The sequence below is a fragment of the Rhodovulum sp. P5 genome, from assembly GCF_002079305.1.
Classification (GTDB): domain Bacteria; phylum Pseudomonadota; class Alphaproteobacteria; order Rhodobacterales; family Rhodobacteraceae; genus Rhodovulum.
Genome location: NZ_CP015039.1, coordinates 2,036,961 through 2,046,254 on the forward strand (window position 1 = coordinate 2,036,961; position 9,294 = coordinate 2,046,254).

12 protein-coding genes are annotated in these 9,294 nt (G+C 65.2%); 8 read left to right on the forward strand and 4 right to left on the reverse strand.

The window, feature by feature from the left end; genetic code table 11:
• Positions 1 to 7: 7 nt before the first annotated feature.
• A complete protein-coding gene (locus RGUI_RS09950; RefSeq protein ID WP_081532916.1) occupies positions 8 to 778 on the reverse strand; it encodes a glycerophosphodiester phosphodiesterase family protein in 771 nt (256 codons plus the stop codon).
• Complete coding sequence (locus RGUI_RS09955) at positions 775 to 1,239, reverse strand: RidA family protein (protein ID WP_081532917.1); 465 nt, start codon at positions 1,237 to 1,239, stop codon at positions 775 to 777. The genes RGUI_RS09950 and RGUI_RS09955 overlap by 4 nt, the downstream gene beginning before the upstream one ends.
• Positions 1,240 to 1,404: 165 nt before the next feature.
• On the opposite strand from RGUI_RS09955, the gene RGUI_RS09960 reads away from it, so the two are divergent.
• The 5 genes from RGUI_RS09960 to RGUI_RS09980 all read left to right on the forward strand — a co-directional run bounded on the left by RGUI_RS09960 (position 1,405) and on the right by RGUI_RS09980 (position 5,234).
• Positions 1,405 to 2,184 carry a VacJ family lipoprotein gene (locus RGUI_RS09960; RefSeq protein WP_081532918.1) on the forward strand — a complete coding sequence of 260 codons (780 nt, stop codon included), beginning with the start codon at positions 1,405 to 1,407 and terminating at the stop codon, positions 2,182 to 2,184.
• On the forward strand, positions 2,165 to 2,779 hold the full coding sequence (locus tag RGUI_RS09965; RefSeq protein ID WP_081532919.1) for a phospholipid-binding protein MlaC: 615 nt from the start codon (positions 2,165 to 2,167) through the stop codon (positions 2,777 to 2,779). Before RGUI_RS09960 ends, RGUI_RS09965 begins: the two co-directional genes overlap by 20 nt.
• Positions 2,780 to 2,965: 186 nt before the next feature.
• Entirely contained in the window at positions 2,966 to 3,895 is a 930-nt protein-coding gene (locus RGUI_RS09970) for an AEC family transporter (RefSeq protein ID WP_081532920.1), read from the forward strand.
• A gap of 62 nt (positions 3,896 to 3,957) precedes the next feature.
• Positions 3,958 to 4,788, forward strand: coding sequence for an S-formylglutathione hydrolase (gene fghA / locus RGUI_RS09975; RefSeq protein WP_081532921.1), 831 nt, complete (start codon positions 3,958 to 3,960; stop codon positions 4,786 to 4,788).
• Entirely contained in the window at positions 4,785 to 5,234 is a 450-nt protein-coding gene (locus RGUI_RS09980) for a YaiI/YqxD family protein (protein ID WP_081532922.1), read from the forward strand. The genes fghA and RGUI_RS09980 overlap by 4 nt, the downstream gene beginning before the upstream one ends.
• On the opposite strand, the gene RGUI_RS09985 is transcribed toward RGUI_RS09980, so the two are convergent.
• Positions 5,215 to 5,805, reverse strand: coding sequence for a hypothetical protein (locus RGUI_RS09985; protein WP_081532923.1), 591 nt, complete (start codon positions 5,803 to 5,805; stop codon positions 5,215 to 5,217). The genes RGUI_RS09980 and RGUI_RS09985 overlap by 20 nt on opposite strands.
• A 68-nt stretch (positions 5,806 to 5,873) precedes the next feature.
• Here RGUI_RS09985 and RGUI_RS09990 point away from each other — a divergent pair, with 68 nt between their 5' ends.
• Genes RGUI_RS09990 through zapE form a run of 3 tightly spaced genes read left to right on the forward strand, consistent with a single transcriptional unit; the run spans position 5,874 to position 8,542 of the window.
• Entirely contained in the window at positions 5,874 to 6,503 is a 630-nt protein-coding gene (locus RGUI_RS09990) for an HAD-IA family hydrolase (RefSeq protein WP_081532924.1), read from the forward strand.
• The gene (locus tag RGUI_RS09995; RefSeq protein WP_081532925.1) at positions 6,496 to 7,413 is read left to right on the forward strand and encodes an ornithine cyclodeaminase family protein; all 918 of its coding nucleotides are present in this window, start codon (positions 6,496 to 6,498) and stop codon (positions 7,411 to 7,413) included. The genes RGUI_RS09990 and RGUI_RS09995 overlap by 8 nt, the downstream gene beginning before the upstream one ends.
• 49 nt (positions 7,414 to 7,462) lie before the next feature.
• Positions 7,463 to 8,542 (forward strand): cell division protein ZapE, encoded by a 1,080-nt coding sequence (gene zapE / locus RGUI_RS10000; RefSeq protein WP_081532926.1) that lies wholly within the window; start codon positions 7,463 to 7,465, stop codon positions 8,540 to 8,542.
• 4 nt (positions 8,543 to 8,546) lie between these two features.
• Here zapE and RGUI_RS10005 read toward each other — a convergent pair whose 3' ends face one another.
• Complete coding sequence (locus RGUI_RS10005) at positions 8,547 to 9,287, reverse strand: hypothetical protein (RefSeq protein WP_081532927.1); 741 nt, start codon at positions 9,285 to 9,287, stop codon at positions 8,547 to 8,549.
• Between the last annotated feature and the right edge of the window lie 7 nt (positions 9,288 to 9,294).

Genomic DNA, 9,294 nt, shown 5'->3' on the forward strand with positions numbered 1-9,294 from the left:
AGAGGGGTCAAGCGTCGGGGGCTGGGTGGCGGGCGGGATACCCCTCAAAGGTGATGTTGTGGGCAACGCTGCGGGCGATCGCCTCTTCCCGGGCGCTCCGAACCGTCCAGCAGAAGATGGCGAAACCGGCACTGCGCAACTCTGCCACGCGGGGCCGGGCAAGATCGGACCAGCGATGCGAGATGAAACTGGCGCCCAGCCGGTCGAAATCGGGAATTGCGCGAAGAACCTCGCGCACCGGGCCGTGCAGCGTCGGCCAATGCTCCGGCTCATAGGCGCAGGTGGTCAGCCCGCGCGGAATGTCGGGCGCGGCCTCGGCGATCTCCGCGATGGCATGCGGGTTGAAGGACATCACTGCAACCGGCCCGTCATAGCCCGACAGCACCGCGGCCACCGCCCGTTCCAGCGGGCCCACATCCATGCCCATCGCACCGTCCTGATCCTTGATTTCGATCAGCAGCGGCACGCGGCCCGAAACCTCCTCCAGCACCGCGTCGAGCGTCGGGATCGTCTCCTCCCCGCCCAGCAGGGTGATCTGCTGCAAGGCCCTGGCGCGCCGCCCCGACACCGGCCCGGCCTCTCCCGTCAGCCGGTCGAGGCCATAGTCGTGAAAGACCATCGGCACGCCGTCGGCAGAGGGCTGGATATCGATCTCGATCCCATAGCCCCCGTCGATGGCCGCGCGCACCGCAGCCATCGAATTCTCGGGCCGCCCGGCCCCATGATAGGCCCGGTGGGCAATCGGCGCTGTCAGGAACGCCTGCGGCAGCGGTGTCATGCGATTTCGAATATGCCCTCGATCTCCACCGCCACCCCAAAGGGCAGCGACGCAGCACTGACGGCAGAGCGGGAATGGCGCCCCGCGTCGCCCAGCGCCTCGACCAGGAAGTCCGAGGCGCCGTTGACCACCTTGGGCTGATCGCCGAAGTCCGCCGTGGAATTGACAAAGCCGGTCAGCTTGACCACCCGCTTCAACCGGTCAAGATCGCCGCCACAGGCCGCCTTGACCTGCGCAAGCAACCCGATGGCACAGGTTTTCGCCGCGGCGGCACCGGCGTCGACATCCATATCCGCCCCCAGCTTGCCGGTGATGAAGGCCCCATCGGCCATCGAGATCTGGCCCGACACGAAGACCAGATTGCCCGACACAACGTAAGGCACGTAATTCGCCGCCGGCGCGGGCGCATCAGGCAGGCTTACACCCATTTCGGCCAGTCGGGCCTCGTATCCACCGCTCATCGACTTCCTCCGGTTTGGCTGGACTCGGTTGCGACGCTACCTTTGCGCAAAACTTCGCGAAACCGAAAAATGCAGGCGTCTCTTCCCGGCTCTGCGCGGCCTTTGGTCTTGTTATCATGGGCGAGCCATGTTTCCGTATTCGCGCTTGGAATTTCTCATTGGATAATGGTCTTGCTTACACCACGACATGCGCGGAACGGACAGTCGGGCCGAGCGGCGGCGCTTTTCGCGCTTGTGCTGCTGTCGGCTTGCGCGCGCCCTGACGCTCCGGCGGGCATCAACGACCCGGACGAGGCGCGCAACCGGATCATCCACGAAGACAACGTGACACTCGACCGGGCGGTCATTCGCCCAGTGGCCAACGCCTATGGCACCGTCGTCCCGGGCCCCGTGCGGACGGGGATCGACAATTTCGCTTCGAACCTCGGCCTGCCGAGTGCGATCCTGAACAGCCTGCTGCAGTTCCGCCCCGGCGACGCGGTGAAGAATACCGGGCGCTTCGTGGTCAACAGCACCGTCGGGATCGGGGGCTTGTTCGACCCCGCCTCTGCCATGGGTCTGACCGAGGCCGAGGCCGATTTCGGCGAAACGCTCTATGTCTGGGGGGTGCCGGAAGGCGAATATGTCGAACATCCGGTACTTGGCCCATCGACAACGCGCGATTCGGTCGGCGGGCTGGTCGACATGGTGCTGGACCCGCTGGGATTTGTGAACGCGGCAAGCGTGGCGCGCAATGCGAAAGCCTCGGCCGGGGTGATCAAGGTGTTGAACTTCCGCTACGAAAGCGAAGGGCTGATCGACTCGGTCCTTTACGACAGCGCCGACAGCTATGCGCAGTCACGCCAGATTTACCTCGACAACAGGCGGTTTGAGCTAGGTCAGGGGCGTGACCCGACCTATTTCGATCCATATGAGGACCCTTACGATGACCCCGCATTCGAATAACCCCTCCCGTCGTGCGATCCTCGGTGCGGGCCTTGGCGCCGGCGCTATGCTGCTGCTGCCCCGCACCGCCCGGGCGCTGACGACGGATCAGGCCGCCAAGCTGGTGAACACGGTCGTGGACGAGATCAACGGCCTGATCAATTCCGGCCGGTCACTGGGCCAGATCCAGTCGGGGTTCGAGCGGATCTTCTCGCGCTATGCAGACGTGCCGATCATTGCACGCTCGGTCCTCGGGCCGGCGGCGCGGTCCGCCAGTTCGGCGCAGTTGAACGCCTTCACGAACGCCTTTCAGGGCTATATCGCGCGCAAGTACAGCCGCCGGTTCAACGAGTTCAAGGGAACCGCCATCAAGGTCCATTCCGCCCGCCCCTACAAGAACTTCTACGAGGTCAAGAGCACGGCCTATCTGAAGGGCCAGTCCCCGGTAGAGGTGGTGTTTCTGGTCTCGGACAAGTCGGGCAAGGACAAGTTCTTCAACATCTTCATCGAGGGTGTGAACATGCTGGCCACCGAGCGGACAGAGATCGGCGCCCTGCTGGACAAGCGCCGCGGCGATGTCGATGCGTTGACCAGCGATCTGCGCACGATGGGCTGATGTCCTGGTGCCCCCGTCATGGGCCGGCCGCCTTCGGCCGCGGGCCCATGACTTAAGTACAAACTTGGCCTGCAATGCCGCAGAACAGGCAAATCCCGCGTTCCGAAGCTTGCAGGCCGGCGGTCACATCCGACGACGGTCCATTGCCCATTTCCAACTGCCCCGACGGATGCTAGCCCAGCGCCCATGCTGCCGGTCCTGATCGAAACGCTTCCCTTCTTCGCCCTGATCGGCCTTGGCTACGGCGCCGGGCGAACGGGCTTCTTCACGGCAGAGGCCACGGCGTGGCTGACGAAATTCGTCTTCTACTTCGCGCTGTCGGCAATGATCTTCCGCTTCGCCGCCAACCTGCCGATCGGGGACATGCTCGACCTGCCGTTTCTCGGGGCCTATCTCTGCGGCACGCTGGCGGTCTACCTGCTCGCCACAGCCGTGGCGTTCCTCCGCCGCATCAGCGTGGCAGAGGCCGCGGTCGAGGCGCAATGCGCGGCCATCGGGAACACCGGTTTTCTTGGTCTGCCGATGCTGGCGATGCTGATGGGCGAGGCCGCGATAGCGCCGGTGATGATGGTGCTGGCCACCGACCTGATCGTTTTCAGCAGCCTGATCGTGATCCTGATCACCGGCGCGCGAGAGGGGCGCATGTCGCCCGCGATCCTGAAAACCCTCGCGCTCGGGCTGATGAAGAACCCGATGATCGTGTCGATCCTGCTGGGCCTGGCATGGTCTGCCCTTGCCGTTCCGATGCCCACGCCGGTCAATGCGTTCCTGACCCTTCTTGGCGCGGCGGCCACCCCCGGGGCGCTGTTCGCCATCGGCGCCTCGCTGGCCACCAAGACGGCAGAGCGTGTGTCGGTCGCAAGCTGGCTGTCCTTCGCCAAGCTCATCCTGCATCCCGCGGCGGTCGCGGGGTCTGCCCTGTTGCTGTTCGATGTGGACACATTCGCCGCCGGTGTGATGATCGCGGCGGCCTCGCTTCCCGTGGCGGGCAATGTCTACATGCTTGCCCAGCATTACGGGGTCGCGCCGCACCGGGTGTCATCGGCCATCCTGCTGTCCACCACGGCCTCCATCCTGACGGTGCCTGCGGTGATTGCATGGGCCGCCGCGCTCTAGCCTTGCCCCATCGCCGCCCGCGCGCTACGCCATTGCCTAACGGATCTCAGGAGGGTGGGCCGATGGAAACGGTATCGGAAAACAAGTGCTTCGACGGGATGCAGGGGGTCTATCGACATGCCTCCGACGCCTGCGCCTGTGACATGACCTTCGGCCTGTTCCTGCCGGCGGAGGCCAAGGACGGCCCGGTTCCGGTGCTGTTCTACCTGTCGGGCCTGACCTGCACCCATGAAAACGCGATGACCAAGGCCGGTGCGCAGCAATGGGCCGCCGAACAGGGCATCGCGCTGGTGTTCCCCGACACCTCCCCCCGGGGAGAGGGGATCGCCGATCACGAGATGTACAACCTTGGCACCGGGGCGGGGTTCTACGTCAACGCCACGCAGGAGCCTTGGGCGAAGAACTACAAGATGTGGGACTACGTGGCCGAAGAACTGCCCCGGTTGCTGGTCAACAACTTCGCCATCGATGAAGAACGCCAGTCGATCTGCGGCCATTCCATGGGCGGGCACGGGGCACTGACCATCGCGATGGCCTATCCCGGCCGGTTCGCATCCGTGTCGGCCTTCGCCCCGATCACCCATCCCAGCGCGTCGGACTGGGCCAAGAAACCGATCCACGCCTATATGGGCGAAGGCAATGTCGACTGGACGCGCCACGACGCCAGCCTGTCGCTGCGCGCCAACGGGTTCGACGGACCGATCCTTGTCGATCAGGGGACCGGGGACCAGTTCATCGACGCCCTGATGCCCGAGGCGCTGGCCGCGGCCATCACCGAAACCCGGCATGCGGGCATCATCCGTATGCAAAAGGGCTATGACCACAGCTATTTCTTCGTCTCCACCTTCATGGAGGATCACATCGCCTTCCACGCCGAGGCGCTTTACGGGTGAGCCGCGTCTTCGTCGACGCCGATGCCTGCCCCGTCAAGGCCGAGGCCCTGCGCGTGGCCGAGCGGCACGGGGCAAAGGTCACCTATGTGGCAAACGGGGGCCTGCGCCCGGTCGATCACCCGCTGGCGCGCATGATCTATGTGCCCGAAGGCCCGGACGAGGCCGACAAGTGGATCGCCGAACAGGCCGGGCCGGGCGACGTGGTCATCACCGCCGATATCCCCCTGGCCGCGAAATGCGTCGCGGCCGGCGCACAGGTGCTGAACCATACCGGAGAGGCGTTTACCCCCGCCAATATCGGGCAGAAACTGGCCACACGCGATCTGATGGCCGATCTGCGTGCCGCCGACCCGTTCCGGCAGGGCTCTGGCAAGGGCTTCTCCAAGGCTGACCGGTCGCGCTTTCTCGATGCGCTGGAACGTGCCCTCAGGACGGCGGCGACTTGACCAGCGTCCACAGGTCATCGCCCCTGCGGCTTGTCGCGCGGCGAACGACCCCCTTTCCTTCCAGGCTTTTCAGCAGGGTACTCACCTCGGCCACGTCCGGCTTCTTCAGATCGCTGGCGATTCCACTTGGGGTGCGAAAGGCGTAGGCAGACTGCGAAATCGCGCGCAGGACGTCGATTTCCTCTGGCTTCGCATCGGCGGCGTCAACGGCGCTTTCCGGGGCCACGGCCGGTTCGGATACGGCCTCGCGCGTGTCCTCTGCGGTTTCTTCGGCCTGTTTCGCCAGCTTCTTTGCCTCCTGCACCTGCCGCTGCAAATCGCGCATCTGAACCTCGGCCCCGCCGAACTTGAAGCTTTTCACGAAGGGCAGGATCCACGGCAGGAAGATCGCCGCGAACAGCGACAGCCCGACGGCATCGACCTTCACCGCCGCTATGAACAGATGGGCATAGGCCAACCCCGCCGCCGCGAGGCTGAACAAGACCGCCATCACGGCGGCAACGTTGCCCAGGGGCGCGGGGGCCTGCCCGCCCGTCGCCGCCTCTTCCCGTTGGTCATTCGCCTGCGCCATGGCAACACTCCTGTTTCCAACATGGACAGGATAGCCTAAGCCGCCTGCAAACGGAACGGAGGCGACAGATGCCCATCGACGCAGTGGTTTTCGACATCGGACGCGTGATGATCGAGTGGGACCCCGACCGTTTCTACGACAGGACGATCGGACCGGCGCGGCGCGAGCGGCTGTTCGCCGAGGTCGACCTGCGGGGCATGAACCTGTCCGTCGATGCGGGTGCGGATTTCGAGCAGGCGGTGGAGGGACTGGCCGCTCAACACCCCGACTGGGCCAACGAAATCCGCCTCTGGCGCAGCCACTGGATCGAGATGGCAAGCCCTGCAATTCCTCACTCCACCCATCTTCTGAAGGCGCTGAAGGCCAAGGGCGTTCCCGTCTTCGCGCTGTCCAATATGGGGGGTGAGCCGTGGCAGATCGCCTGCGCTGCCTATCCGGACTTCGCCCTCTTCGACCGCACCTATATCTCGGGCCAGTTGCGCCAGATGAAGCCCGGCCCCGATATCTACCGGACCGTGGAAGAGGACAGCAGCATCGCGCCCGAGCGGCTCTTGTTCACCGACGACACCGCCGCCAACATCGACGCCGCCGCCGCCCGGGGGTGGCAGACGCATCTGTTTGACGGCCCCGAAGGCTGGGCCACGCGGCTGGTTGCCGCTGGCCTTCTGACAGCGAAGGAGGCGACGCCCGATGCCTGACATCATTCCGTTCGACGAGGGGGAGCGCCTTTTGAACTGGCAGGCGCTGTGCACAGCGCTTGAACGGGGGCACAGCCTGCCCCGCGCCGAAACCCGCGATACGTTCCTGTATCGCGGTGCAGATACGCTGTTGTCCCGCGCGGCGTGGATCGACGGGCTGGGCATCGCCGTGAAGTCGGCCACCATCTTCCCCGGCAATCCCACCCATGACAAACCCGCAGTCAATGGCGGGGTCAGCCTCTATGGCGACGGGGACGGTCTGCTAGAGGCGATCATCGACTTTCACCTTGTCACCAAATGGAAGACGGCGGGCGACAGCCTGCTGGCCGCCACGCATCTTGCCCGCCCCGACAGCAACTCGATCCTGATCGTGGGGGCGGGGACGGTGGCCCATGCACTGTACCAGGCCTATTCCAGCGCCTTCCCCGATGCCCGCTTCACCGTTTGGAACCGCTCCGCCGCGGGGGCCGCACGGCTGGCGACACGCTTTCCCGATGTCGCCGTCGCAGACGACCTGGAAACCGCAGTGCGGGCCGCCGACATCATCACCAGCGCCACGATGAGCACCACGCCCTTGATCCGCGGCGCATGGCTGCGCCCCGGTCAACATCTCGACCTGATCGGCGCCTTCCGTCCCGACATGCGTGAGGTCGACGACGACGCCCTGCGAAAGGCGCGCCTATACGTCGACAGCCGCGAGACAACGCTGGACCATATCGGGGAGCTTAAAATCCCGCTAGAGGCCGGCGTCATCACCCGCGACGCCATCCTCGCCGATTTCTACGACCTGCCTGCCGGGGCCTTCGCCCGCACCTCCGATGACGACATCACGCTTTTCAAGAACGGCGGCGGCGCGCATCTGGACCTGATGACCAGCCACTACATTCTAGGGGCGTGGCGCGGGCGCTAGGCAGTCGCTCCGATCTTCCATTCTGCGCTGCAGCATAATAGAAGACGCCATGGGAACGAGTCTGCGCCAGCTATACGAGGCCCGCGTCGATGCCGGGGAGCTTCGGCCCGACCCGGCGCAGATCGCCGCGCTGGACCCGCTTGACCGTATCCGTGAAGAACTGGAAAATCCGCCCCCCTCGGCAAAGCGCGGCCTGTTCCGCAAGCCCCTGCCGCCCGACCCCGTGCGCGGCCTTTACCTGTGGGGCGGTGTCGGGCGGGGCAAGTCCATGCTGATGGATTTCTTCTTTGCCCATGTCGGGATCGAGGGCAAACGCCGCGTCCATTTCCACGCCTTCATGCAAGAGGTGCAAACGGGCCTGCATGCCGCGCGAAAGAAGGGCGCCGACGACGCGCTGAAACCCGTGGCCGCCGAGATCTGCAAGGACCTGCGGCTTCTGTGTTTCGACGAGATGCAGATCACCGACATCGCCGACGCGATGATCGTGGGGCGCTTGTTCGAATTGATGTTCGCCGCCGGGGTCACGGTCGTCACCACCTCCAACCGGGTGCCGGACGACCTGTATAAGGACGGGCTGCAGCGCGCCCGCTTTGTCCCCTTTATCGAGATGATCAAGGACCGGCTTGAGGTGATGCATCTCGGCTCCCCCACCGACTACCGGCAGGGGCGGCTGAGCGGGGCGGATGTCTATTTCACCCCCGCCGACCGTCTGGCGCGTGAGGCGATCGAGACGATCTGGCAGGACCTGACCGACGGTGCAGGGCATCCGCTGGTGCTGCGGGTACAGGGGCGAGAGGTCGAACTGCCGCGCTATCACAACGGGGTGGCACGGGCGAGTTTCTGGGATCTGTGCGCGAAACCGCTTGGCCCGGCAGACTATCTGGCGGTGGCCGGGGCCGTGCGGGTGCTGATCCTTGAGGACATCCCGACGCTGTCGGCCGAGAACTATAACGAGGCCCGCCGCTTCGTGACCCTGATCGACGCGCTTTACGAGGGCCATGTCCGGCTGATCGCCTCTGCGGCCTCCACCCCGGAAATGCTGTATCTGGAAGGCACCGGCGCGTTCGAGTTCGAACGCACCGCCAGCCGGTTGCGGGAAATGCAGGGGGCGGACTGGGGGAAGGGTTGAGTGCCTAGACCAGGTCGGCAAGACCGGCGAGGATGGGCCGCGCGACCTCCCATCCCGGTTGCACAACCAAAAGGTTGAAAAGCTGCGCGGCCACGCCACCGACGACGAACGCACCCAGGGTGACCGGCCAGCCACGCCCAAAGAACCGCCGCGCCCAGACAATCCAAAGGACATGCACGGCAACGAACAGGCCAAATGCGGGATAAAGGGCGGCGCCAAGCACCCAGTCCATGGCGGGGCTGTACAGGAAGGTCGCGTAATCGGTTGCCTCGATCGTCGCAAGGTTCACGCGCAACGGGCCCACCGCGTGCAGCCCGAAAAGCAGGGAAAACGGGTACAACGCCAACCCCGATGCCGGCAGCACCAGACCGATGGACAGGCACCAGAACCGGACACTGGCGCCCGCCGCCGGTCGCGCCCCAAGCATGCGAAAGACAAGGTCGATGCAAAGGGAAAAGCCGGCCATCGTCACGGCGGCATGGGCCAGATAGGCCCCTGTCGGGGCGGCGGCATCGGCGGACGGCAGCGGCAGGCTGAGAAGATACTGCACGAAGCATCCGGCGAAGAGGATTTCAAGTGCCGCCACGGCGGTGTTGTCGCCGGATTTCGCCCAGTCGGGCACTTCGGACAAAGGGCGGCGCAGGACATCCCGTACCGTCATCAGGAAGAGCGGTATGGCATGGGCGATCCCACCCACGATGGGCAAGGTCTGCAGGATCTTCAGCAGGCGACGGAGCGGTTCCACGACAACA

Excerpts from the sequence above, each read along its gene's own strand:
- RGUI_RS09985 (WP_081532923.1), bottom strand. The coding sequence starts at position 5,805 with ATGGCGCAGGCGAATGACCAACGGGAAGAGGCGGCGACGGGCGGGCAG.
- RGUI_RS09955 (WP_081532917.1), bottom strand. The coding sequence starts at position 1,239 with ATGAGCGGTGGATACGAGGCCCGACTGGCCGAAATGGGTGTAAGCCTG.
- fghA (WP_081532921.1), top strand. The coding sequence starts at position 3,958 with ATGGAAACGGTATCGGAAAACAAGTGCTTCGACGGGATGCAGGGGGTC.
- RGUI_RS09950 (WP_081532916.1), bottom strand. The coding sequence starts at position 778 with ATGACACCGCTGCCGCAGGCGTTCCTGACAGCGCCGATTGCCCACCGG.
- RGUI_RS09990 (WP_081532924.1), top strand. The coding sequence starts at position 5,874 with ATGCCCATCGACGCAGTGGTTTTCGACATCGGACGCGTGATGATCGAG.
- RGUI_RS09970 (WP_081532920.1), top strand. The coding sequence starts at position 2,966 with ATGCTGCCGGTCCTGATCGAAACGCTTCCCTTCTTCGCCCTGATCGGC.
- RGUI_RS09995 (WP_081532925.1), top strand. The coding sequence starts at position 6,496 with ATGCCTGACATCATTCCGTTCGACGAGGGGGAGCGCCTTTTGAACTGG.
- RGUI_RS09960 (WP_081532918.1), top strand. The coding sequence starts at position 1,405 with ATGGTCTTGCTTACACCACGACATGCGCGGAACGGACAGTCGGGCCGA.
- zapE (WP_081532926.1), top strand. The coding sequence starts at position 7,463 with ATGGGAACGAGTCTGCGCCAGCTATACGAGGCCCGCGTCGATGCCGGG.
- RGUI_RS09965 (WP_081532919.1), top strand. The coding sequence starts at position 2,165 with ATGACCCCGCATTCGAATAACCCCTCCCGTCGTGCGATCCTCGGTGCG.